The organism is Synechococcus sp. A10-1-5-1 (assembly GCF_023115425.1).
GTDB lineage: Bacteria > Cyanobacteriota > Cyanobacteriia > PCC-6307 > Cyanobiaceae > Vulcanococcus.
The window spans coordinates 264,888-286,542 of record NZ_CP096032.1 but is presented as its reverse complement, the minus strand read 5'-3'; the positions used below and the strand labels follow the sequence as shown (position 1 = coordinate 286,542).

26 protein-coding genes and 1 riboswitch are annotated in these 21,655 nt (G+C 61.0%); of the genes, 7 read left to right on the top strand and 19 right to left on the bottom strand.

The genetic code is table 11. The features are described from left to right. The first annotated feature begins 69 nt into the window (after positions 1 to 69). On the top strand, positions 70 to 630 hold the full coding sequence (locus MY494_RS01485) for an alpha/beta family hydrolase (protein ID WP_371820643.1): 561 nt from the start codon (positions 70 to 72) through the stop codon (positions 628 to 630). Between the two features lie 16 nt (positions 631 to 646). On the opposite strand, the gene rpaB is transcribed toward MY494_RS01485, so the two are convergent. Together rpaB and MY494_RS01475 are read right to left on the bottom strand one after the other, a co-directional pair. Further along, positions 647 to 1,411, bottom strand: coding sequence for a response regulator transcription factor RpaB (gene rpaB / locus MY494_RS01480; protein WP_247910976.1), 765 nt, complete (start codon positions 1,409 to 1,411; stop codon positions 647 to 649). A gap of 110 nt (positions 1,412 to 1,521) precedes the next feature. Further along, a complete protein-coding gene (locus MY494_RS01475; protein WP_247910975.1) occupies positions 1,522 to 1,851 on the bottom strand; it encodes a hypothetical protein in 330 nt (109 codons plus the stop codon). A gap of 154 nt (positions 1,852 to 2,005) precedes the next feature. Here MY494_RS01475 and MY494_RS01470 point away from each other — a divergent pair, with 154 nt between their 5' ends. Then, positions 2,006 to 2,596: a peroxiredoxin gene (locus MY494_RS01470; protein ID WP_247910974.1), complete on the top strand. Its 591-nt coding sequence runs from the start codon at positions 2,006 to 2,008 to the stop codon at positions 2,594 to 2,596. 29 nt (positions 2,597 to 2,625) lie between these two features. On the opposite strand, the gene MY494_RS01465 is transcribed toward MY494_RS01470, so the two are convergent. The 3 genes from MY494_RS01465 to purS are packed head-to-tail and all read right to left on the bottom strand — an operon-like array spanning position 2,626 to position 4,550. Next, positions 2,626 to 3,627 (bottom strand): LD-carboxypeptidase, encoded by a 1,002-nt coding sequence (locus MY494_RS01465; protein ID WP_247910973.1) that lies wholly within the window; start codon positions 3,625 to 3,627, stop codon positions 2,626 to 2,628. Further along, positions 3,624 to 4,277: a phosphoribosylformylglycinamidine synthase subunit PurQ gene (gene purQ / locus MY494_RS01460; protein WP_247910972.1), complete on the bottom strand. Its 654-nt coding sequence runs from the start codon at positions 4,275 to 4,277 to the stop codon at positions 3,624 to 3,626. The genes MY494_RS01465 and purQ overlap by 4 nt, the downstream gene beginning before the upstream one ends. A gap of 3 nt (positions 4,278 to 4,280) precedes the next feature. Then, a complete protein-coding gene (gene purS / locus MY494_RS01455) occupies positions 4,281 to 4,550 on the bottom strand; it encodes a phosphoribosylformylglycinamidine synthase subunit PurS (protein ID WP_247910971.1) in 270 nt (89 codons plus the stop codon). Positions 4,551 to 4,641: 91 nt separating this feature from the next. On the opposite strand from purS, the gene MY494_RS01450 reads away from it, so the two are divergent. Next, positions 4,642 to 4,977, top strand: a complete 336-nt coding sequence (locus MY494_RS01450) for a hypothetical protein (RefSeq protein ID WP_247910970.1) — start codon at positions 4,642 to 4,644, stop codon at positions 4,975 to 4,977. On the opposite strand, the gene cobW is transcribed toward MY494_RS01450, so the two are convergent. From cobW to MY494_RS01435, 3 genes are all read right to left on the bottom strand, one after another. Beyond that, on the bottom strand, positions 4,974 to 6,041 hold the full coding sequence (gene cobW, locus MY494_RS01445; RefSeq protein ID WP_247910969.1) for a cobalamin biosynthesis protein CobW: 1,068 nt from the start codon (positions 6,039 to 6,041) through the stop codon (positions 4,974 to 4,976). The two genes, MY494_RS01450 and cobW, sit on opposite strands and share 4 nt — an antisense overlap. Positions 6,042 to 6,043: 2 nt before the next feature. Continuing rightward, a complete protein-coding gene (locus MY494_RS01440) occupies positions 6,044 to 6,634 on the bottom strand; it encodes a HupE/UreJ family protein (RefSeq protein ID WP_247910968.1) in 591 nt (196 codons plus the stop codon). A 23-nt stretch (positions 6,635 to 6,657) separates the two neighbouring features. After that, a riboswitch (cobalamin riboswitch) is annotated at positions 6,658 to 6,806 on the bottom strand. A 5-nt stretch (positions 6,807 to 6,811) separates the two neighbouring features. Continuing rightward, positions 6,812 to 7,237 (bottom strand): pentapeptide repeat-containing protein, encoded by a 426-nt coding sequence (locus MY494_RS01435; RefSeq protein ID WP_247912095.1) that lies wholly within the window; start codon positions 7,235 to 7,237, stop codon positions 6,812 to 6,814. A 166-nt stretch (positions 7,238 to 7,403) separates the two neighbouring features. Here MY494_RS01435 and upp point away from each other — a divergent pair, with 166 nt between their 5' ends. From upp to ilvD, 3 genes are read left to right on the top strand one after another with little or no spacing between them, the layout of a single operon-like run. Continuing rightward, positions 7,404 to 8,075 carry a uracil phosphoribosyltransferase gene (upp, locus tag MY494_RS01430; protein WP_247910967.1) on the top strand — a complete coding sequence of 224 codons (672 nt, stop codon included), beginning with the start codon at positions 7,404 to 7,406 and terminating at the stop codon, positions 8,073 to 8,075. 30 nt (positions 8,076 to 8,105) lie between these two features. Beyond that, a complete protein-coding gene (locus tag MY494_RS01425) occupies positions 8,106 to 8,402 on the top strand; it encodes a hypothetical protein (protein WP_247910966.1) in 297 nt (98 codons plus the stop codon). 42 nt (positions 8,403 to 8,444) lie between these two features. Next, positions 8,445 to 10,121 (top strand): dihydroxy-acid dehydratase, encoded by a 1,677-nt coding sequence (gene ilvD, locus MY494_RS01420; RefSeq protein WP_247910965.1) that lies wholly within the window; start codon positions 8,445 to 8,447, stop codon positions 10,119 to 10,121. Here ilvD and MY494_RS01415 read toward each other — a convergent pair. From MY494_RS01415 to glpX, 7 genes are all read right to left on the bottom strand, one after another. Continuing rightward, on the bottom strand, positions 10,118 to 10,501 hold the full coding sequence (locus MY494_RS01415) for a hypothetical protein (protein ID WP_247910964.1): 384 nt from the start codon (positions 10,499 to 10,501) through the stop codon (positions 10,118 to 10,120). The two genes, ilvD and MY494_RS01415, sit on opposite strands and share 4 nt — an antisense overlap. A gap of 7 nt (positions 10,502 to 10,508) precedes the next feature. Further along, positions 10,509 to 11,081 carry a CIA30 family protein gene (locus MY494_RS01410; protein ID WP_247910963.1) on the bottom strand — a complete coding sequence of 191 codons (573 nt, stop codon included), beginning with the start codon at positions 11,079 to 11,081 and terminating at the stop codon, positions 10,509 to 10,511. Between the two features lie 4 nt (positions 11,082 to 11,085). Continuing rightward, a complete protein-coding gene (gene pgl, locus MY494_RS01405; RefSeq protein WP_247910962.1) occupies positions 11,086 to 11,811 on the bottom strand; it encodes a 6-phosphogluconolactonase in 726 nt (241 codons plus the stop codon). 10 nt (positions 11,812 to 11,821) lie between these two features. Beyond that, on the bottom strand, positions 11,822 to 13,240 hold the full coding sequence (gene gndA, locus MY494_RS01400) for an NADP-dependent phosphogluconate dehydrogenase (RefSeq protein WP_247910961.1): 1,419 nt from the start codon (positions 13,238 to 13,240) through the stop codon (positions 11,822 to 11,824). 146 nt (positions 13,241 to 13,386) lie between these two features. Continuing rightward, complete coding sequence (locus MY494_RS01395; RefSeq protein WP_247910960.1) at positions 13,387 to 14,682, bottom strand: glucose-1-phosphate adenylyltransferase; 1,296 nt, start codon at positions 14,680 to 14,682, stop codon at positions 13,387 to 13,389. Positions 14,683 to 14,818: 136 nt separating this feature from the next. Beyond that, on the bottom strand, positions 14,819 to 16,123 hold the full coding sequence (locus tag MY494_RS01390) for a glutamyl-tRNA reductase (protein ID WP_247910959.1): 1,305 nt from the start codon (positions 16,121 to 16,123) through the stop codon (positions 14,819 to 14,821). A gap of 87 nt (positions 16,124 to 16,210) precedes the next feature. Next, positions 16,211 to 17,215, bottom strand: a complete 1,005-nt coding sequence (gene glpX / locus MY494_RS01385) for a class II fructose-bisphosphatase (protein WP_247910958.1) — start codon at positions 17,213 to 17,215, stop codon at positions 16,211 to 16,213. A 236-nt stretch (positions 17,216 to 17,451) separates the two neighbouring features. Between glpX and rpe the strand changes: the two genes are divergently transcribed. Continuing rightward, positions 17,452 to 18,120 (top strand): ribulose-phosphate 3-epimerase, encoded by a 669-nt coding sequence (rpe, locus tag MY494_RS01380; protein ID WP_247910957.1) that lies wholly within the window; start codon positions 17,452 to 17,454, stop codon positions 18,118 to 18,120. A gap of 85 nt (positions 18,121 to 18,205) precedes the next feature. Here rpe and ccsB read toward each other — a convergent pair whose 3' ends face one another. Genes ccsB through MY494_RS01360 form a run of 4 tightly spaced genes read right to left on the bottom strand, consistent with a single transcriptional unit; the run spans position 18,206 to position 21,653 of the window. Further along, entirely contained in the window at positions 18,206 to 19,147 is a 942-nt protein-coding gene (gene ccsB / locus MY494_RS01375) for a c-type cytochrome biogenesis protein CcsB (protein ID WP_371820642.1), read from the bottom strand. Positions 19,148 to 19,171: 24 nt separating this feature from the next. Beyond that, a complete protein-coding gene (locus tag MY494_RS01370) occupies positions 19,172 to 20,374 on the bottom strand; it encodes an LptF/LptG family permease (RefSeq protein WP_247910956.1) in 1,203 nt (400 codons plus the stop codon). Continuing rightward, complete coding sequence (gene lptB, locus MY494_RS01365) at positions 20,371 to 21,099, bottom strand: LPS export ABC transporter ATP-binding protein (protein ID WP_247910955.1); 729 nt, start codon at positions 21,097 to 21,099, stop codon at positions 20,371 to 20,373. Before lptB ends, MY494_RS01370 begins: the two co-directional genes overlap by 4 nt. Next, complete coding sequence (locus tag MY494_RS01360) at positions 21,096 to 21,653, bottom strand: LptA/OstA family protein (protein ID WP_247910954.1); 558 nt, start codon at positions 21,651 to 21,653, stop codon at positions 21,096 to 21,098. Before MY494_RS01360 ends, lptB begins: the two co-directional genes overlap by 4 nt. Between the last annotated feature and the right edge of the window lie 2 nt (positions 21,654 to 21,655).

Here is a 21,655-nt window from a genome sequence, read left to right as displayed (position 1 = left end):
CCCAGGTTGGTCGATGGACCAGAAGCGTCGGACACCACCATTCTTTTGGCTCATGGAGCTGGTGCTCCGATGGATAGCGACTGGATGAGCACCATGGCCGAAGGCCTAGGAGCCTGTGGACTCCGGGTGGTTCGCTTCGAGTTCCCCTACATGCAGCGAAGCCGGGAACTGGGTCGCCGATGTGGGCCCGATCGTCTCCCCAAGCTTCTGGATGCCTACCGGGACGAGGTGAGCCGGGAACGACAGCACAGTCCTGAGAGCAGCCTCATCATTGGTGGGAAGTCCCTCGGGGGCCGGATCGCAAGCCTCCTGATCGATGCCTTGCCAGAGGTCCAAGCCTGTCTCTGTCTTGGCTATCCCTTTCATCCCCCAGGAAAACCAGAGTCCCTGCGTACTGAGCATCTCAAGGTGATGCGCTCACCTTGTCTGGTTCTCCAGGGGGAGAGAGACAGCTTCGGCAAGCGAGACGAAGTGGAGCAGTACGCCCTGGCCCCCTCCGTTGAACTGGCCTGGCTGCCAAGCGGAGACCACAGCTTCACTCCCACGAAAGCCTCCGGTCTGAGCCAAGCGGAGAACCTGGCCGCAGCGATCGATCAGTGTCGGCGCTTCATCAGCCGCCAGGTCGGTTAGTCCCTCAGGGATCGCTTTAAGCGCTGATGGCCTCCATGGCCTGAGGGATGCGCTGGAACATGTAACCCAGACCCCGTGCCGTCAAGATCAGCTCGGGGTTCTCGGGGTCGTCTTCCAACTTGGCTCTCAGACGGGAAATGTGCACGTCAACGACGCGGCTATCCGAGGAGCGCTCCGGCTTGTAGCCCCAGACCTTCTCGAGCATGTCGAGGCGGCTGATCGGTTCGCCAGATCGGCTGATCAGCAGCTCCAGCAGATTGAACTCCATGCCGGTTAAGCGGATCCGCTCATCGCCCCGATGGGCCTGACGCTTGTTGAAGTCGATACTGAGGTCACCGACCACCACCACATGGGCGGTGCGCCCCGGACCAGCCACTCCATTGGCCTGAACCGACGAAACACGGCGCATGACACAGCGGATCCGCGCTTCAAGCTCCTTCGGGCTGAAGGGCTTAACCATGTAATCGTCAGCACCAAGTTGCAGGCCCGTAATGCGGTCGGCGACATCACCCAGGGCGGTCAGCAGGATGATCGGAACCTCTGACTGAGCGCGAATGCGCTCGGTTACGGCAAAGCCGTCGAGCTCGGGCATCATCACGTCGAGCACCACCACATCAGGCTCGGAAGCCCGGAAATGCTCGAGGGCCTGAGCTCCATTCTCAGCCAGGGTGATCTCGTGGCCGAGCATCACCAATCGGGTTTCCAGGATGCGGCGAATGTTTTCTTCGTCGTCAGCAACCAGGATCTTGAGGGGAGCGGTCGAGGTCGTCGCTTCAGTCATCAAGAGGAAATTGGATGCTGCTCTGACTCAACGAATAGCTGAAGGAGATCCCGTTTATGAAGGAACAACAGGGTTTGTAACGAAGACCAGTACCGCAGGCCTGTCACTGCTTAGTTATCCGGTTCTTGAAAGGCGTCCAGAAGAACTGGCACGGTCACGATCGGATCAAAGCTTGTGATCGCAGGTTGCTGGGGCTCAGGCTGGCGACGGCTACGGCTTGGAGCGCTCCTGACAGGCGCAGGGGTCGCGGAAGGGCTGGACGCGATGTGCTGATCCGGTTCAGAGCGACGACGGACCGGATTGCGGCGAGTGGCCTCGGGACGACTGGTGGCCAGGGGACGCTGGATCGGTTGGTCCTTCAACTCACCACGGAGCTGATTGAGCAGCCGAAAATGCCCTGTGGTGTTGTATTTCCGCAGCAGCGACGGATCCCAAGCCATTAGCGCTGTTCAGTAATGCCCTCAGCCTATGGGGCAACCTGCGGCCTGGAGAAGCGTGATAAATTGTTGCGGTGACAACTGGAAGTCGTTACGGGTTCGGGTTAACCGAATGTCGGCACTTCCGCGCCTGTCTCAACCACTCATTTCACTGACTATGTCGAGGCTCGTCGGTCTTCAAGCTCCTGACTTCACTGCCACCGCAGTGGTCGATCAGGAATTCAAGGAGGTGACCCTCTCCTCGTACCGCGGCAAGTACGTGGTGCTGTTCTTCTATCCCCTCGACTTCACCTTCGTCTGCCCGACGGAGATCACCGCCTTCTCCGACCGCTACAGCGATTTTTCCAGCCGGAACTGTGAAGTGCTGGGCGTGTCTGTGGACAGCCAGTTCTCCCACCTGGCCTGGGTTCAGACCGACCGTAAGAACGGTGGTCTTGGCGACATCGCCTACCCACTGGTGGCGGACCTGAAGAAGGAGATTGCTCGCTCCTATGAAGTCCTTGACGAAGATGCTGGCGTGGCCCTGCGCGGTCTCTTCATCATCGATCCAGATGGTGTGATCATGCAGAGCACCATCAACAACCTCCCCGTCGGCCGCAGCGTTGATGAGACCCTTCGCCTGCTGCAGGCCTTCCAGCACATCCGCAACCACCCCGACGAGGTCTGCCCCGCCAACTGGACCCCTGGCGAGAAGACCATGAACCCCGACCCCGTGAAGAGCAAAGAGTTCTTCGCCGCCGTCAACTGAAACCTGTCTTCAGTGCAGGGTTGAGGGGCCTAACGGCCCCTTTTTTTGTGCTGATGCACTGGCTCGTGCGCCGACACCAAACTCAATTGACCACTGCCCCCATCCAGTCGCGCCTGAACACCCAGCGGTAAGGCCATGTTTGGCCGTCCATGGCCGACGGGCAGATCCTTCACCAAGGGAATGCCCAAGGACCCCAAACGCTCCTCAAGGATCTCGTCCATCGAGAAATCCCCTGGCAGCACATCATCTTCGGCCCAGCTAAAGCGACCAAGACCGATACCTCGCACCCCAGCCAGCTGACCGGACGTGCGCCATTGGGTGAGCTGGCGATCGATCCGGTATGGAGCTTCACCGGTGTCCTCGAACACCAGAATCGTGCCCCGAAGCGAGGGCAGCCATGGCGTCCCAATCAAACTGGTGGCGATGGTGAGGTTGCTCACCACCAACGGTCCCTGAACCAAGCCGGGACGCAGCCCTTGACCATGCAAGGCCGGAACGTTCATCCCCTTTAACAGGGCCGCAAGGCGCCGCCACTGCTGATCCGAGCCACCGAACCAGCCATGGATAGCCCCAGAACTGCCAGCCGCCAGCTGAGCCAGAAGCAGGGCAGAACAGTCAGAGAAGCCAACGCACCAGCGTGGTCCAGGCGGGATCGACCAACCCTGTTCGAGAACGCGAGCACTCCCCCAGCCGGCCCCGACCAGGAACAGGGCATCGATGGAGGGATCAAGCCAGGCCTGACGAAGGGCCGAGGCCCGCTGCTGATCCGTCGCCGAAAACCATCGCCATTGACCGCCTAACTCAGGAGGCGTTAACAACACCCAGCCCTCTTGCTGGCAGCGCCGCCGCAGTCCCTCAAGCATGGGATCTGTCCGCTCAAGCCAGGTGCCTGGCGCAAGCGCCGCGATGCGCGCCCCCTGTTTCAGGGGTGCAGGACTGGTCTGGAACGTCGCCCCGGCGGCGAGGGCAGCCAGTGGGGCAGCCGCCGTCACCGCCCCAAGGAGCAGCTCACGGCGGCCCCAGAGCGTCATCCCAGCAAACTGCCCAACAAGCGACGACCATCCACACCACCTGTCGCGGGATCACAGGCTCTCTCAGGGTGAGGCATCAGACCGAGCACATTCCCCTTGGCATTGGTCAGGCCTGCCACATCAGCCATCGAACCATTCGGATTGCGGCAGTACCGCAGGACCACTTGGCCCTGATCCTCCAGAACCTTGAGTTGATCAGGATCGGCCTGGTAGCGGCCCTCACCGTGGGCGATGGGGAAGTTCACCACTTCGCCGCTGGTATAGCCCTGAAGCCAACTGCACTGGCCGGGTTCAACCCGCAAATCAGTGGGTTCACAAATGAAGTGCAGTTTTTGGTTTCGGGTCAGGGCACCAGGGAGCAATCCCATCTCCGTCAGCACCTGGAAGCCGTTGCAGATCCCCAGTACGCGCCCGCCTCGGTTCGCGAAAGCAACGACCTCCTCCAGCACAGGGGCAAAGCGAGCGATGGCCCCACAACGGAGATAGTCTCCATAACTGAAGCCACCGGGAATCACCACGGCATCGAGTCCGCTCAGATCCCGCTCTTCATGCCACAGGAAACGGGTCTCAATGCCGAGGCAGCCCTGGGCTGCCCACTGAACGTCCCGGTCACAATTCGACCCGGGAAAGACGACTACGCCGAGGGTCATTGCTCAGGCTCCTGCGTTGGAGTCGTCCTTGAGCTCGAGGCTCCAGTCCTCGATAACAGGATTGGCCAAGAGCCGGTCGCTCAAGAGCTCCAGCTGCTGACGTGCGGTCTGGGCGTCGGGGGCAGTCAGTTCCACCTCGACAGCTTTGCCAATCCGCAGCTTGCTAATGCCGTCTACACCCAAGCGTGATGCGGCGGCTCGGGTGGCTTCACCGGCGGGATCGAGCACGGAGGGCCTCAGGGAGACCAACACACGGGCAGAGAAGACGGGCACCTGAGCTCTAGGTGGGGTTTGTTAAATCTTGGCAGGCCGGCTGTCGCCAAGCCTCTGCGTGATCAGGTTGGTGGTGGTCCCACGGGGCGCCATGAACCACCTGCATCCGCTGCCCTCGCTGCTGACGGCCTGCGCCGCCCTGGCCTGTCAGACCGCAGCCCAGGCCGGTGAGCCGTTCACAGTGCCCTTGGAATGCCGCCTCGATTCCAGTGCCTGGCTTCCCTGCACGATGACCGTCGAGCGGCTCGGTGAGCACTGGTGGCTGCAGGTGGGTCGCCGTCGCTTCGACTTCCGCCATGACGGACGAGGTCGGATCGAACTCCAGGAAGCCCAAGGAACCAGACGCCTGGTGCAACCCAGCTGGAGGTCCCACCAGGCGCTCTGCTGGGACGGAATCTGTGCGAAGGGAGACCTGCCGCTCGATTAGGAAAGGGCCGCGCTCAACTTTTCCTTGAGCTTTGAGCTGTCCAAGGAAAGGCCTAAGGCGACCAGCTCCAGCCCGTCGATCTCGGGCCGATCCAATCGGGAGCTGGTGTCAAACCAACACTCCAACCGTGGGCCCACGGCCTGGATCTGGAGGGGGTGGCTTTTTCCAGGCAGCCAAGCCCGTCCCTTCAGCCTGAGCAGACCGTACTCAGCGATCACAGCCGGAAGAAGCAATTCCAGCTGTGCCTTGCTGGTCGATCCCTTCCAGTCCAAAGCCATGGACTCCATCGCCACGTGGGTGTGGTCGTGATGGTCGTGGTCGTGGTCGTGGTCGTGGTCGTGGTCGTGGTGATGGTCCTCGTGTTCCGGGCGATCCAGTCCCATCAGCAGGGCGGCGGGAACATTGCCACGGGCCATGGGCAGGACGGAGACCCCGCTGCGGAGCTTGGCGCTCAAGCGCGTTTGCAGGGCGCCAATGGCCTCATCACTGAGGCAGTCAGCCCGGCTCATCAGCACGAGGTCCGCGGCCTCGAGTTGGTCCTCAAAAAGCGCATTGATGTCGCTGAGGTGATCCAGGCTGGGATCCGCTTGACGTTGCGCTTCAAGGGCCGCGGGATCAGCAACGACGCTGCCGCCACTGAGAGCCTCCCCATCGACCACCGTCACCACACCGGTCACCCGAGTTCTGGTGCGGATCTCGGGCCAGCGAAAGGCCTGGACAAGCGGAACAGGTAAGGCCAAGCCGCTCGTCTCAACCACGATGCCGTCGAGCTGATCGGCCCGCTGAAGGAGCTGCTGCATCACCGGCAGGAACTCATCTTGAACAGTGCAGCAGAGACAACCATTGGCCAGTTCGACCACACGGCCCTCGAGCTCGTCCTCGGGGCAAAAGCCGCAGCTACGAATTAAGTCGCCATCGATCCCGACCTCACCGAACTCATTCACCAGAACGGCGAGTCGGAGGCCACTGGAGACGAGCAGTTGGCGCAGCAGCGTGGACTTACCAGCGCCAAGGAATCCGGTCACGACGGTGACCGGTAGGCGGGATGCAGGAGCCGCAGTCATCGTCAGGCCAGAAGGGCAGTCCAGGTGAAGGCAGCGCCAATGCCGACCATCACACCAGCCAACAACTGTCTAACGGTGGGCTGAATCTCAAGGCTGACGCGGCGCATGGCCACCAAGGACACCACAAGAAGAGCGCCTTGGCTCAGAAGCAAACCGAGCAGATAGAAGGCAATCGGGGTGGACTCCCAACCGATGACCGAAGCACTGAGGACGTAACCGTGCAGAGCAAAAGCAGGGATCAAGCTCAAGGCCGGTAAGCGTCCTGCGATCACCAAGCCTTCAACCACCAAGGACAGCGAGACGAGGGCCTCAGCTCCAGGCAATCCAGGAAGCCAAAGACCCAGGGCACTGGCGGACAAACCAACCACGAGCAAGGCCATGGTCCAGCGCATGGAGCGCTGTAGCCCAACCAAACCCAGGGCCATGAGGAACAGCAGATGATCCGGCCCCAACAGCGGGTGGGCCAGACCACTCAGCAGGCCGCTGACGGGTGACGGTGCAAGAGCCAGGGACTCCATCGGGTGATGGGCCAGTGCTGGAGAGGCAAGAACGGGAGCCAAGAGGAGCGCAGCGGCCCCAAAACGCTTCAACATCAAGAGAACTGGTCCGCGCCAGGGGTCATTTGGATGGAACCGGCGGGCGTTCTGACTGGAGTCCTGGGGTCAGGACTCTTCACAGCTGCGGGACAGCGCCGGAATTTCACCGGACTTTCCCCGTTTCCTCTTCGGGCTGATCCCCCGAAGAACCGGAGACCAGAGCCTAAGCGCTGATTAACGGCAGGCCAGGCTTTCGCGGGTGTCGACTCCGGTACGAGGGTTCACACCACTGGCCCGGGCACAAAGGGCCTTCTGTTGAGGAAGATCCAGCACCGCATCGGTGAAGTCCGTTCCCTCGATGACGGCACCGGTGAATTTGCTGTTCATCAACATGGCGTTGCGAAAGACAGCACCACTGAGATCAGCGTTGTCAAAGCGGGTGGCAAAGGCGACGACGTCCTCAAGATCCGCTGCGGAGAGGTTCGCCTTTTGAAGATTGGCGGTGTTGAACACAGCACCGCGCAGGTCGGTTTCGCTCAAGTCGAAACCTTCCATGGAAGCTTTCAAAAACTCCTGCTGTTGCAAGTTGCGGCCGTGCATGTCCGGTTGCAGATCCTGAGCACTGCGCTGACCCCGAAGCTCCGGGGCTGTGATCGCCATGGCCGGAGCGGGAGCAGGCAGAACGGCCGTCACCAGTACAGCCAGGCAGAGGGCGAGGGCGGTGAGCGACCGGGCCACGAGCGACTGAGCAAGAGCTCCGAGGTTCCGCACTGCAGCTTTAGCTTGGGCGCTCAAGTTATTGCAGGCGGATACCGGAGCGCGACCGATGAGCAAGACCCTTCGGGTGGTGGTGCCGCCCCATCCACTCATTGGCCACTGGTTGACCCTTCTGCGGGATGCGGACACGCCACAGCCGTTGTTTGCCACGGCCATGGCGGAATTGGGGCGCTGGTTGACTTACGAAGCCATGCGCGACTGGATCCCCTACCAGCGTGTTCAGGTGCAAACGCCATTAGCCCAAACAGAGGGAACCATCGTCGATGGTTCGATTCCAGTCCTGGCCGTTCCCGTCCTGCGTGCTGGTCTTGGCCTCTGGGACGGGGCGAAGACAGTGATCCCCAGTGCGTCGGTGGCCCACATGGGCCTGCAACGGGATGAAGCCAGTGGACGGTGCCGTTGTTACTTCAACGGCTTGCCCGAATCCATTCCAGCCAACGCGGGCGTGCTGGTCTTTGATCCGATGGTGGCAACCGCCGGCACCCTGCTGAATGTGCTCGAGCAACTGGAGACCAAGGGCGTCACAGGTCAACGGGTGCGCGTGATCTCCGCCCTGGCGGCTAGTCCGGGCCTGAAAACCCTGGGGGAGCGCTACAGCGATCTCACCATCTACACCGGCTGCATCGATGCGGAGTTGGACGGCCAACAGCGAATTCTCCCCGGATTGGGTGACGCTGGCGACCGTCTCTATGGCAAGCCGCAGTCAGGCTTCGTAGGCTGAGCACACTCCTCAGACCCTCGACCTGCAGCTATGTCCAACCGAGACGGCGGTTCCGGATCTCTGGGCACCCTCTTGGCTGGTGCAGTGATTGGTGCGGCTGGTTTCGCATGGTGGCTCTACTCAGAAGCAGAACGGCGCCAGCAGCACACCCGCCAAGAGCGCAGCCTGCGGCTCAGCCGTCTGACCGATCACGACGAGCAGGCCTTCGACCCCAACAGCGAAAGCCCCGTGGTCCGAGAACACGAACTGCAGGACAAGGTTCAGCAACTGAACCAAGCGATTGAGGATGTTCGCCGGCAACTCGAAGGCCTAAGCCCCCAGAGCTGATCAGGCTCCTCGGTAGGTTGCTGTTGAGATCAAACCGCAGCCATGCTCCGCTCCGCCGCGATTACCCAGGGCATTCAGCGCTCCCCCAACCGCGCCATGTTGCGGGCTGTCGGTTTTGGGGATGCTGACTTCAACAAGCCGATCATTGGCATTGCCAACGGCTACAGCACGATCACGCCCTGCAATGTCGGTCTCGATGACCTAGCCAGGCGTGCGGAGCAGGCAGCCCTCGAGGCCGGGGCGATGCCACAGATGTTCGGCACCATCACCGTCAGCGACGGCATTTCGATGGGCACCGAGGGAATGAAGTACTCCCTGGTGAGCCGCGAAGTGATTGCTGATGCGATTGAAACGGCGTGCAACGGCGAGTCCATGGACGGGGTCCTGGCCGTTGGCGGCTGTGACAAGAACATGCCCGGCGCCATGTTGGCGATGGCGCGGATGAACATCCCGTCTGTCTTTGTCTATGGCGGCACAATCAAGCCGGGCAAGTTGGGCGGTTGTGATCTGACCGTTGTCAGTGCCTTTGAGGCCGTCGGTCAGCTCACCAGTGGCCAGATCGATGAGGAACGCCTCACCGAAATCGAAAAAAATGCCTGTCCCGGTGCGGGGAGCTGCGGCGGCATGTTCACCGCCAACACCATGAGTGCGGCGATCGAGACGATGGGCTTGAGCCTGCCCTACAGCTCGACCATGGCCGCCGAGGATCCAGAAAAAGCGGAGAGCGCTGCCCGCAGTGCTGAGGTCCTGGTCGAGGCGATCAAGGCCGATATCCGCCCCCTGGACCTTCTGACCCGTGAGGCCTTCGAGAACGCCATCAGCGTGATCATGGCCGTGGGCGGCTCCACAAACTCGGTCCTGCACCTACTGGCCATTGCACGCACTGCTGGCGTCGAACTGAGCATCGATGACTTTGAGCGGATTCGCGAGCGGGTCCCGGTGATCTGCGATCTCAAGCCCAGCGGTCGCTACGTCACCGTCGATCTCCATCAAGCCGGGGGGATCCCCCAGGTGATGAAGCTGCTCCTCGATGCAGGTCTGCTCCATGGCGAGTGCCGCACGATTGAAGGCAAAACCCTGAAGGAAACCCTCGCGAATGTGCCATCCGTTCCTGCCGCGGACCAAGACGTCATACGGCCTCTGAGCAATCCCCTCTACGCCAAAGGGCATTTGGCGATTCTCAAGGGCAACCTGGCCCAAGAAGGAGCCGTGGCCAAGATCAGTGGTGTCAAAAATCCCGTGATCACCGGCCCTGCTCGGGTGTTCGAAAGTGAAGAGACCTGCCTCGAGGCCATCCTCGACAAGCGGATCAATGCGGGTGATGTGGTCGTGGTGCGCAACGAAGGTCCTGTCGGCGGTCCCGGCATGCGCGAAATGCTTTCCCCCACCTCGGCCATCGTGGGTCAAGGCCTGCTCGACAAAGTGGCCTTGATTACCGATGGACGCTTTTCAGGGGGGTCCTACGGCCTGGTGATCGGCCACGTGGCCCCAGAGGCTGCCGTCGGTGGCAACATCGGCCTGATCCATGAAGGCGACAGCATCACGGTCGATGCCAAGCAGCTGTTGATTCAACTGAATGTTGATGAGAGCGAATTGGCCTCCCGTCGTGCGGCTTGGAGCAAGCCTGAACCCCGTTACCGCACGGGTGTGCTGGGTAAGTACGCCCGGCTAGTGAGCTCCAGTAGCAAAGGAGCGGTCACAGACCAGCCCGACCTCTAAGCCTCGCCGGCAATCAGGGCACGGATGCGCCGGCAGAGGGCCTCCAGGGGGGCGCCGGCGCTGGGACGCTCGCAGCGTTCTCCAGAGTTGGACTGCATCCAGACCGGGTGGCTGCCGTGCCAGAGCATTGGTGATTCCTCATCCGCCACCATGCTCAGCATCAGATTCAGCTCCTCACCACTGCGGTAGATCTCGAGCTCCAGATCGCGATCTGGGTGACGCACTCCCTCAGCGTCGCGGGCCTCGATCAGCAGACAGCAGTCACTGCAGTCTCCGACCGTTGACGGAGGCTCACCACTGAAACGAAGGGCATGGCGATAGGGCTTGAGGCAGACGTCAGCCGCCTTGGCCAGTTCACTGAGCAGGGGTTCGAACTCCACGGGTCAATCAGGCCACTGCACGAATGGAGCGGATCAGCAGCCGCAGGGGGCCCGGCCGGAAGCCTGGATTCCGGCCACCCACGTCTCCAAATTTGGAATGAAGGACCTGGATGCGTGTCACACGAGCGGGATCGAAGCGAAGCGGGAAGCCAATGGGGGTCGCACGCACGCTGGGAGTGAGTCGATTGAACGGAATCGTCACCACCGTGGTTCCGCTCGGTCGAGTTGAGAATTCAGCGACCCAGCGCAATCCCCCTGGAATCAGCTCAGTCAATCCGCCCACACCATCGCGGCAAGCGATGGCGAGCTTGTAACGACGACCATCGCCATCAAGCTGCAGCTCGATGGCGCCGTAGGACGAGAGATCGCGGGCTGGATCCAGCACAGGGGAGCGGCAACTGACAAAGCCGCCACCCTCGGACTCCACAAAGGCCTCCATCAGCAGGCCATCAGCTGTCGCTCTGCACTGGCCCTGACTGCGGCCGCCCATGATGGTGTCGTTCAGGGATTGCCATCCCGGGAAGTCAGCTCCGTTTGCCAGCACCAGCGGGGCAACCATGGACGCGATCCAAGCGGACATGCCCTCAGCCTGCCGCAGGCACCCCCTCCAGCGCAGCCTCATCGGCCAGCACCAGAACCTCCGTGCGAGGAGTCACCAGCTTGGCCGGAGTCCTTTGGGGGGATTCCGCGGGATCCAGTAGACGTGCCAGGGCCTGAGACTTGCCCGCGCCGCTCACCAGGAAAATCACCTGGCGGGATGCACTCAGCACAGGTGCAGTCAAGGTGATGCGCTCGAGCCCTTTACCCCGTCCGATCGCGGTCCAGCGATCCGTGATGGTCGGCGCCTCGGTCCCTGGAAAGAGGGACGCCGTATGACCGTCTTCACCTAGGCCGAGAACCATCAGATCAAAGATCGGTGGTTCGCCAGGACAGACCTTCTCGATTGCTGCCTGGAAGGCCGCAGCACTATCCTCTGGGGTCGGCAAACTAACCGTCGGGACAGGATGAAAGGCGGCATGGCTGCCCGGCGCTTCCTTCAGCAAAGATTGCCTCAGCATCCGAGCATTGCTAGAGGGATCGTCGCCATCCACCCAACGCTCATCCCCAAGAAAGACGTCGACCCGCTCCCAGGGCAGATGTTCCTGGCCCAACAGGCCATAGGCAACCGCAGGGGTACTGCCGCCTGAGAGGGCAAGTTGAGCGCGATCCCGTTGATCCAGGGCGAGATCGAGATGGGAGGCAATGGTCTGGGCCGCGATCCGGGCCAGATGCTGGGCGTCCCGTGCCCGTTCAATGCGGTAGGTGGTCATTGCCCCTGCCTCAATCGAGCCATTCGGTGTGGAAGGTGCCCTCTTGATCCACCCGTTGATAGGTGTGCGAGCCAAAGCAATCGCGCATGGCCTGCACCAGGTTTTGGGGAAGACGAGCCGTGCGATAGCTGTTGATGTAGTCGAGCGTGCTGCTGAGGCAGGGCACGGGGATCCCCGCTTCTGCAGCTCCAGCGACCACCTTGGCCAAACCCGGCAGGCGTCGGTTGACCTGCTCGGCAAACCAGGGGTCGATCAACAGATTCACCAATTGAGGATCGGCGTTGAAGGCATCTTGAATGCGCTTGAGCAGGCGCGCGCGGATGATGCAACCCCCCTTCCAGATCTGAGCAATGGAGGGCATGTTGAGGTTGTAGTCATGCTCGGCGGAAGCGATCCGCAGCAGCTCCATCCCCTGGGCATAGCTCGCCACACAGGCCAGGACGACGGCATCCATCAGGGGACCTGTTCCATCGGCGGCATTGACGAGGTCGAACCCTTTGACAGCCGGTCCATGCAGGATTGATTCAGCCGCCGTGCGCTGAGACTTCATCGAGCTCATGACCCTGCCGTTCAGTGCGGCGTAGATCGTGGGGACCGAGGCACCCATCTGAAGCGCGCTGACCACGGTCCAGAGTCCGGTGCCCTTTTGCCCGGCCTGATCGACGATCTTCTCGACTAGATCAGTCCCATCACTGGGGTCCTTCGTGCGCAAGCAGACCTCGGTGATCTCAACGAGATAAGAGGCCAGCTCTTCTGTGCCGTTCCAGTGGCGGAAGATCTCAGCCATTTGGGTGCCGTCATGACCGCCCACACGCTTGAGCAGGTCGTAGGCCTCGGCAAGGATCTGCTCGATCCCGTACTCAATGCCGTTGTGGACGGTTTTAACGAAGTGGCCGGAACCGCCGGGGCCGATGTAGGTGACACAGGGACCGTCCTCCACCTGGGCGGCCATCTTGCAGACCAAGCTCTCGATGGCGTCGTAGGAGGCCTTGGTCCCACCGGGCATCATGCTCGGCCCCTCCAGAGCCCCCTTAGCTCCACCGGAGACACCCATCCCGATAAAGCCAAAGCTCTTGCTCTCCAGCTCAGCCACACGGCGCTCGGTGTCGCGGTATTCGGAGTTCCCGCCATCGATCAACAGATCACCGGCTTCGAGGTAGGGGGAGATCTCTTGGATGACCGCATCCACCGCTGGACCGGCCTTGACCATCATCAGGATCCGGCGGGGGTGCTGAAGCTTGCTGACAAAGTCCTCCAGGCTGGAGGAGCCAACGATGTTTTTCCCCGCTCCACGGCCGGCCAGGAATTCTTCTGTTTTGGCGTACGTGCGGTTGTAGACCACGCTTGAGAAGCCATTGCGCTCAGCGTTGAGCACCAGGTTCTCGCCCATCACACCGAGACCGATCAAGCCGAAATGGGCCTTGTCCATGGAGCTTTGATGTGTCCGATGTCACCAGTCTGGCGGAGCCCTCTGGATGCGTGAACGGATGTTGGGGAACACTGAAACAGGGAGAACAGGCACAAAAAACCTCCCTGGATGTCCAGGGAGGTTTAGCCAAGTCCGTGGGGTCAGGACTAGATGACAGTGTTGTCAGGAATGGTGGCGTTCTTCACAACAACAACAATGCCGTTGCGGATGTAGAAGCCGAGCTCAGGCCGATCCGCTTCGTCAATGTTGTCCTTATTGACGATGGTGACGTTGTCACCGATGCGGGCGTTCTTGTCGAGGATCGCGCGCTTCACCGTGGTTCCACGGCCAACGCCCACGGGGGTGCCGCCCCGATGACGTAGGGCATTGCGATCAGAGGACGACTCGAAGAAGTCATTGCCCATCACCAACGTGTCCTGGAGGACCGCATCCTCCTCAACACGGCTGCGGACACCGAGGACGCAGTGGTGAACGCTGCAGGCCTTGAGGATCGAACCTTCGCCAATGATCGATTGGGTGACCTGAGAATCCAGCAACTTGCTGGGGGGCAAGTAGCGAGGACGGGTATAGATCGGGAAGGATTCCTCGTAGAACGAGAAGGCGGGGTTCGGTTGATCAGTCAGGGCCAGGTTGGCTTCGTAGAAGGCACCGATGGTTCCGATGTCTTCCCAATAGTCATCAAAGAGGTAGCTCTGGATGTGGTCGCCCCGTTCCAGAGCAGCCGGGATGAGCTCCTTACCAAAGTCGGTTGCGCTGGGGTTCTTGGCCAGGAGGTCAAACAGGGTCTCGCGACTGAAGACATAGATCCCCATGGAAGCGAGGTAGGGACGCTTCTCGGCTTCGTCAGCGGAGAGGCCCAGGCGTGAGGTGTCAACCCACATCTGCTTGAGAGCATCACCCTTGGGCTTCTCTCGAAACTCGCGGATCTTGCCCTTCTCATCGGTATGCATCAAGCCAAAGGCTTCTGCTTGAGACGCATCCACGGGCAACGCTCCGATGCTGACGTTGGCACCGGTAGCGATGTGGTGATTGACAAACTCGCTGTAATCCATCCGGTAGAGCTGGTCACCGGAGAGGATCAGGTAGTGGTCGACGTCCCATTCCTGGAAAAGCCACTGGTACTTCCGCACTGCATCGGCAGTTCCCTCGAACCAACTGGGACTCTCAGGGGTTTGCTGGGCCGCCAGCACTTCCACGAAACCCTGGCCGAATCCGGAAGAGAGGTTGTAACTCTGGCTGAGGTGGCGGTTGAGTGAAGCGCTATTGAACTGGGTCAACACGTACATCTTGTTGATGTCCGAGTTGATGCAATTGCTAATGGGGATATCAATCAGGCGATATTTGCCGGCCAGGGGAACGGCGGGCTTCGCCCGCATCTTGGTCAGAGGGTAAAGGCGGGTGCCCGCGCCACCGCCCAGAATGATCGCCAGAACTCGCTTCATCGCTTCCCTCTACGCCTAAAAGCACGGCGACGTTAAGCGATTCTTGAGGCCGCTCCAAGACTTTTGGAGCAGATTGGCGGGAATTGGTACGGGTTTTGCCGCAATAGCCTCGATCCCTGGAAAAACCAAGCTGATCTCAGCTCTGCAGGTCATCCAAATCGAAGAGGTCCTGAACGACCTTCATGGCCTGGTGGCGCTGTTGACGGGGTTGGGGTGCCCGCAATTTCGTAACCGGTCCGTGCAGGATTTTGTTAATGATGCCTTTGCTCAAGGCTTCCACGACCTTCCGCTCCCGCGCTGAAAGATCTGGACCCATCCGACTCAAGGCTTTTTGAAGCTCCTGCTCGCGGAATGACTCCAGTTGCATTCGCAGCCTGTTGGCCACTGGAACGGCCTCGAGTCCGTCCCACCACTCAATGAACTGCTGACCCTCTTGCTGGAGCATCCCCTCGGCCTCCGCTGCAATCTCACGGCGGGCTTCCTGATTACGGGCCACGACCTCCTGGAGGTCATCAACGTCATAGGCCGCGATGCCGCTCAGCTCCGAGACATCAGCAGAGATGTTCCGTGGGACACCGATGTCCACCAACATCAGTGAAGAGCGCCGGTTCAGTTGGCCAAGACGCTCGGCAGTGATGATCGGATCGTCTGCACCCGTGCTGGTGAAGACCAGTGAACAGGTGCTCAGGCAGTGGTTCAGATCGGTGAGGGGACGGCACTGGACCGGCAGAGCTGGGAAGTCAGCCGCCATCTCCTCGGCGCGGGATACGGTGCGGTTCAACAGAACGACGCCGCTCGCCCCCTTGGCCTGGAGATGTTGGAGCAATAGCCGGGCCATTCGACCGGCGCCCACCACGGCGATTTGTTCTTGATCCAGGGGAACCAGATCATCAATGCCCCGGGCCTGACCGACCTTGAGCTGGGCGAGCTCGACGGCGGCGGAGCTAATGGACACAGCGCCGGTACCAAGATTGGTCTCAGAGCGCACTCGCTTGCCAGTGCTGACGGCCTGGTTGAGCAGCCGGTTGAGGATCGGACCAATGGAGCGATGCTCCTGGCCCAAGCGGTACATCTTTTTGACTTGGGAGAGGATCTGACCCTCACCAAGGACCAGGGAGTCCAGGCCGGCCGCCACGCGCATCAGATGCCCGATGGCTTCTTCGTGGTGGTAGGCGAAAAGATGGGGCATGAGCTCAGAGAGCTCAAGTCCGGAATGCTGAGAGAGAAAACTGCCAACGGCTGAAACCCCCTGCTCAGGGTTGCGAAGCAGGGTGTAAATCTCGAGACGATTACAGGTGCTCAGAATCGAGGCCTCGAGGACCTGCTCATCCGCCCGAAGGCGCTGGAGGGAGTCCTCCATGCTCTGCTCAGCAATGCTGAGACGTTCCCGGATCTCAACCGGGGCCGTTCGGTGACTGAGTCCGACGACGGCGATGTGCATGAAGGTTGACCCTGGGGTGCGCAACAGGAACGGCTAAAAAGAAAGCCGGGACTCCGCGAGAAGACCCGGCTTGAACTGATCGATTGATCAGCGCAGAGCGATGCTCTGGGCGCCGTCCTTGATGTGCACCGTGGTGGTGAAGCGGGCGGTGTTGTCGAGGGTGCTGATCACCAGGGAGCTGGTGCGGGTGCAGTCCTTCTCAAACTTGACGCCGTCAAACAGCAGACCGTCGGTGATACCGGTGGCAGCAAAGACGACGTTCTCACCACAGGCCAACTCATTGGCTTCGTAGACGCGATCGGGGTCGGTGATGCCCATCTCGGCCAGTCGGGCCAGGTTGCCTTCCTTGGTCAGGCCTTCCCATTCGGAGGTCTGAGCCACTGCAGGGTCATAAACCAGCTGACCTTGGAAGTGACCACCCAGGGCGCGCAGAGCAGCGGCTGAGATCACACCTTCGGGAGCGGCGCCAATGCCCATCAGGCAATGCGTGCCGGTGCCAGCGAAGCCGCAGGCGATGGCAGCTTGGACGTCACCATCAGAGATGGGCTGGACGCGAGCGCCGGTCGCACGGATCTCTTTGATCAGGTCTTTATGGCGGGCACGGTCCATGACCACGATCACCAGCTCGTCAGCGGGGAGGCCGAGGCACTCGCTCAGGATCTTGATGTTTTCAGTGGCCGACTTGTTGATGTCAACCTTGCCCTTGGCTGCCGGGGGAGCAGCCAGCTTCTTCATGTAGAAGTCGGGGGCGTTGAACAAGCCACCGCGATCGGAGGCGGCGAGAACGGCCATGGAGCCGCGCTGGCTGTTGGCACACAGGTTGGTGCCTTCGCAGGGATCGACAGCGAAGTCAACGCCAGGGCCGGTGCCGCTGCCCACTTCTTCGCCGATGTACAGCATGGGAGCTTCGTCGCGCTCACCCTCGCCGATCACGATGCGGCCCTGCATCTGGATCTTGTACATGCGCTCACGCATCGCCTCCACGGCGGCTGCGTCTGCCTCGTTCTTGAGGCCCATGCCGGTGAGCTTGGCGGAAGCAATGCCTGCCTGCTCAACAACCTCGAGAATTTCTTGAATCAGGGTGCGATCCACGGCGGTCCGGCGATGGGAAGGGATGAAGCGCAGAGAGGCATCTGGGGGGCTGGGACACTGCGCTGACGGCCCATAGAGCCGATCATTGAGTGGAAGTCCAGCGGCAGCAGGGCCTCTCGGGCTTTAAGCGCCGCTCACTGTATCAGTGCTTCCTGGTGAACCGAGTTCCGTCTTTGGCCTGAAGGGCAGCCAGGGTGATTCCTACAATCGAACCCTGTTCAGCCGCGGTTGCGCCCATGAGCACCAAGTCACTGGTGATCTCCCCTTCGATCCTCTCCGCGGACTTTTCCCGGCTAGGTGATGACGTACGCGCTGTGGATGAGGCGGGTGCGGACTGGATCCACGTGGATGTGATGGACGGACGCTTTGTCCCCAACATCACCATCGGACCGATGATCGTCGAGGCCCTGCGACCGGTCACCAAGAAGCCCCTCGATGTTCACCTGATGATCGTCGAGCCCGAGAAGTACGTCCCTGACTTCGCGAAGGCCGGTGCCGACATCATCTCCGTCCAAGTCGAAGCTTGCCCGCACCTGCACCGCAACCTCGGTCAAATCAAAGACCTCGGCAAGATGGCTGGCGCTGTCCTTAACCCCGGCACCCCGATTGACACCCTCGAGTACTGCCTCGAGCTCTGCGATCTGGTGCTGGTGATGAGTGTCAACCCCGGTTTCGGTGGCCAGAGCTTCATCGAAAGCCAGGTGCAAAAGATCCGTGACCTGCGTCGGATGTGCGACGACAAGGGCCTCGATCCCTGGATCGAAGTCGATGGTGGCATCAAGGCCGAGAACGCCTGGAAAGTGATCGAAGCTGGCGCAAACGCCATCGTCAGCGGCTCTGGCGTGTTCAACCAGCCCAGCTACGCCGACGCCATCACCGGCATTCGCAACAGCAAGCGTCCCTGAGCTTCCCAAAGAGTCCAACGCGAAAGCCCCGGCATGCCGGGGCTTTTTTGTGTCTTAAGTGGACCTATCTAGCAGCGCAAGTCAGCTAAAAAAACCAGCCATAGCTGTGCAAACCAATGCCCAGCAAGTTGACACCGATGTAGCAGACGCAGATCACAACAAATCCAGCCACAGCAACCAGTGCAGGGCGACGTCCTTGCCAGCCACGGCTCAGGCGGGTGTGCAAATAAGCGGCGTACACCAGCCAACAAATCAAGGCCCAAGTTTCCTTGGGATCCCAACTCCACCAGCTTCCCCAGGCCTCATTGGCCCAGACCGCACCGCTGACGATGCCAACGGACAGCAACAAGAAACCGACGGTGATGGTGCGGTAGCTGAGGCTGTCGAGCTGCTCGCTCAATGACAGGGACGCACTGCTCAAGGAGAGGTCGGCGGGTGCTCCATCAGCGGCCAGCCGCGCTTGGCGAAAACCACCGCTGCCAATGGAACTACTGCGCAGTTCCAAGGCTTGGCCGCGATCTGTGAAGAGAACCGCCATCGACAGCAGGGATCCGACCAGCAAGGCGGCATAGCTGACCATGATCACGCTGACGTGCATGACCAACCAACTGGAGCGCAAGGCGGGGACCAGTGGTGCCGCTTGTTGCAGTTGATCAGGCAGGGCAAAGGAGGCGAAGGCCACGCAGCCCAGACCCATCGGCGTGGCGGATGCCGCCACCAGGGGGGAGCGGTAGGTGCGCTCCACCAGCAATTGAGTCAGGGTGCAGGCCCAAGCCAGGAAGCAGAGCGATTCGTAAAGATTGCTGATCGGGAAGTGACCCGACTGCCACCAGCGCAAGACCAACTGGGCGGTCAACGCCAAATTGGCCGTCGCCACCAGAAGACGAACAACGGTGCTGCCTTGACCGGCACCACTCACGCTCCAGAACGACAGGGGAAGGGCCAGGAGCAGCAGCGCGAAGGCTGAAAGGCCAAGCGCAAGAACCGGATCGGTCACGAAACCGCTGACGAGATCAAAGATGTGCACCAGTCTGCCGCGCCAGCGACAGGATCAGCGGCTTGCCTTGCGAAGCAGAACAAGACCGCCACCGAGACCAATCAGGACCGGTAGCCAGGCTGCGAAAAACGGATAAAGGGTGCCCTTGATGCCAAGAGAGCTAAAGATGAATGACATCAAGTAGTAGCCAAAGATCAACAGGACGCTGATGCCAAAGCCCTGGCTTCGGCTCGTGCGGGAATTGGGCCTGACCCCAAGGCTGCTGCCAATCAAACCGAACACCAGGCAAATCGCGGGGAAGGCAAATTTCTCTTGGATGCGAACCCGTAGGCGGCGCGCTTCCTTTTGATCACCCGCCTGAATCAGCAAGGCTTCGGCACGGCGCGCCTGGGCCACGGTCATCTGGGCCGCATCACTGGGAAGCATTCCCACATCCTGCGGTGCCCGAGTGAATGGGTAGTAGTAGCTCGTGTAGTTGGCCGAGGTGGTGAAGTTGTTCGCGGCGTCGATATTGAGGATGCGGCCGTTCCGGAACTCCCACATCGCCCTGTTCTCATCCCAGACCGCGGTGTTGGCCGTCAGGACCTGCTGTTGGTCTTCACGGGAGAAATCGAGCAGGGTGACCCCCTGCATTTCTCCATTCTTGAATTCCTTGGCATAGAAAAGCTGGGTCAAACCCTCTCCGGCATTCCCACCGGGTTCCTTGGGGGTGATCCGGCCGAAGCGGGAATAGACGACGTTTTTACCGGTCTGTGCGGAGAGGGCACGCCCAAGGGCACTGTCGAGAACGTTCGAGGCTGAATAGTTCGCACTTGGAACGATGACATCGTTAAAGACGAACGTCAGCACCGTCATCAGGGCAGCCATGACCAGGGCGGGGACGACCATGCGCCAGGTCTTCACGCCGATACTGCGCAAGGCCGTGAGTTCGCTGCTTCCGGAGAGACGACTGAAGGCCAACAAGGTGGCCATCAACGTCGCCATCGGGAACGACAGAACGAGGAAACCCGGCATGCGGAGGGCAAGAACTTTGCCAGCGGCCCAAAGCGGGAGGCCAGCTTCCGCCACCTTGCGGACTAGCTCAAAGACCACCCCGACCGACAAAGAAACCGCCGTAAAGGCAGCGATGCCAAAGAGCAACGGCCCGAGCATCTCGGCAAACAGCCAGCGATCCAACAGAGGAAGGGATCTCCACTGACGCTGCAGCTTTTGGGACTGCCGGCGCAACGGCTCAGTCCAGGTCGGGGCGATCGTCACAGCCGGAAGTCCTCTCCGAGGTAGTGGCGACGCACCAAAGGGTCATTGGCCATCTCCCGGGAGGGACCACTGGCCAAGATGCTTCCCTCCGTAAGGATGTAGGCGCGGTCAGTGATCGAGAGGGTCTCTCGCACGTTGTGGTCCGTGATCAGAACGCCCATGCCTCGATCTCGCAAACCAGCAATCAAGGTTTGTAGATCGGACACAGCGAGAGGATCGACGCCGGCAAACGGTTCATCCAACAACAGGTATTGCGGACCGCTTTGCCCCACGGCAAGGGCCCGTGCGACTTCGCAGCGTCGCCGTTCACCACCGGAGAGTTGGTAGCCCAGGCGGTGTTGAAACGGCTTGAGGTGGAAGTCCTCGACCAACTGCTCCACCCGCTCCCGTCGCTGCTCCTTGGAAGCCCCACTTTCTTGAAGAGCCAGCAGCAGGTTGTCCTGAACGCTCAGGCTTCGGAAGACGCTGGCCTCCTGGGGCAGATAACCGATGCCCAGGCGCGCGCGCTCCGGCATCGAAAAATCAGCCACGCAGGTGCCGTCCATGGTCACCGCCCCTGAATCGGGACGCAGCAATCCGGTCACCAAATTGAAGGTGGTGGTTTTTCCTGCACCGTTTGGCCCGAGCAAACCCACCACCTCACCTGGATTGAGGTTGAGGCTGACCTCTTTGACCAGGGGGCGCCCCCCGATCGTCAGGGCGACGCGGTCAAGAACCAGGCTCATGGCGTCTCAGGGCCCGAGCTAGGAATGGTTTGCAGGACGACGCGACTGAAGACCTGCTGTCCGCGCGCTGGGATGGCCTGCATCCGCTCACTATCCACCAGGTAGATGACCTGCTCAGCCCGCAACCAATTGCCGCCGTCCTGAAGAATGTCCACATCCCCGCTTAAGACAACCCGTCCCTCGTTGCTGAAGTACTGGGCCTGGCGTGCAGTCGCAACCACCCGCTCATCGGGATAGACGATTCGAACATTGCCGCGGGCCGTGATCACGCCGGTCTGCTGATCTGCCTGCTGCTGGTCGGACTCGATGGTCACCAAACCGGTGTTGATTCGAAGCGGCTTGGTGGGAATCGGGGAGGCGCCTTCTAACTCAACGCTGCTCTCCTCCACCTCTTCAACGCTGATGACTTCAGCCGCTGGCACCACAGCCTGGGACCAGGCCGGAAGGCTGCAGAGGCTTAAAAAGCCAAGGCTGGCGGCAACGCTGAGGGGAAGGCGAATGCTCAGGAGGCTGCTCCGGAGACGGGCAGTGCTGCGATCTGCGGCCAAGCCCACTC

What these genes read in the sequence shown, in the direction of transcription:
- cobW (WP_247910969.1), bottom strand. Translation starts at nt 6,041, where the DNA reads ATGACTGCGGCTCCTGCATCCCGCCTACCGGTCACCGTCGTGACCGGA.
- MY494_RS01450 (WP_247910970.1), top strand. Translation starts at nt 4,642, where the DNA reads ATGAACCACCTGCATCCGCTGCCCTCGCTGCTGACGGCCTGCGCCGCC.
- rpe (WP_247910957.1), top strand. Translation starts at nt 17,452, where the DNA reads ATGAGCACCAAGTCACTGGTGATCTCCCCTTCGATCCTCTCCGCGGAC.
- upp (WP_247910967.1), top strand. Translation starts at nt 7,404, where the DNA reads ATGAGCAAGACCCTTCGGGTGGTGGTGCCGCCCCATCCACTCATTGGC.
- pgl (WP_247910962.1), bottom strand. Translation starts at nt 11,811, where the DNA reads ATGACCACCTACCGCATTGAACGGGCACGGGACGCCCAGCATCTGGCC.
- purQ (WP_247910972.1), bottom strand. Translation starts at nt 4,277, where the DNA reads ATGACCCTCGGCGTAGTCGTCTTTCCCGGGTCGAATTGTGACCGGGAC.
- MY494_RS01395 (WP_247910960.1), bottom strand. Translation starts at nt 14,682, where the DNA reads ATGAAGCGAGTTCTGGCGATCATTCTGGGCGGTGGCGCGGGCACCCGC.
- MY494_RS01465 (WP_247910973.1), bottom strand. Translation starts at nt 3,627, where the DNA reads ATGACGCTCTGGGGCCGCCGTGAGCTGCTCCTTGGGGCGGTGACGGCG.
- MY494_RS01390 (WP_247910959.1), bottom strand. Translation starts at nt 16,123, where the DNA reads ATGCACATCGCCGTCGTCGGACTCAGTCACCGAACGGCCCCGGTTGAG.
- gndA (WP_247910961.1), bottom strand. Translation starts at nt 13,240, where the DNA reads ATGGACAAGGCCCATTTCGGCTTGATCGGTCTCGGTGTGATGGGCGAG.
- MY494_RS01440 (WP_247910968.1), bottom strand. Translation starts at nt 6,634, where the DNA reads ATGTTGAAGCGTTTTGGGGCCGCTGCGCTCCTCTTGGCTCCCGTTCTT.
- MY494_RS01410 (WP_247910963.1), bottom strand. Translation starts at nt 11,081, where the DNA reads ATGTCCGCTTGGATCGCGTCCATGGTTGCCCCGCTGGTGCTGGCAAAC.
- MY494_RS01425 (WP_247910966.1), top strand. Translation starts at nt 8,106, where the DNA reads ATGTCCAACCGAGACGGCGGTTCCGGATCTCTGGGCACCCTCTTGGCT.
- MY494_RS01485 (WP_371820643.1), top strand. Translation starts at nt 70, where the DNA reads ATGGATAGCGACTGGATGAGCACCATGGCCGAAGGCCTAGGAGCCTGT.
- MY494_RS01435 (WP_247912095.1), bottom strand. Translation starts at nt 7,237, where the DNA reads ATGGCGATCACAGCCCCGGAGCTTCGGGGTCAGCGCAGTGCTCAGGAT.
- MY494_RS01470 (WP_247910974.1), top strand. Translation starts at nt 2,006, where the DNA reads ATGTCGAGGCTCGTCGGTCTTCAAGCTCCTGACTTCACTGCCACCGCA.
- ilvD (WP_247910965.1), top strand. Translation starts at nt 8,445, where the DNA reads ATGCTCCGCTCCGCCGCGATTACCCAGGGCATTCAGCGCTCCCCCAAC.
- lptB (WP_247910955.1), bottom strand. Translation starts at nt 21,099, where the DNA reads ATGAGCCTGGTTCTTGACCGCGTCGCCCTGACGATCGGGGGGCGCCCC.
- MY494_RS01475 (WP_247910975.1), bottom strand. Translation starts at nt 1,851, where the DNA reads ATGGCTTGGGATCCGTCGCTGCTGCGGAAATACAACACCACAGGGCAT.
- rpaB (WP_247910976.1), bottom strand. Translation starts at nt 1,411, where the DNA reads ATGACTGAAGCGACGACCTCGACCGCTCCCCTCAAGATCCTGGTTGCT.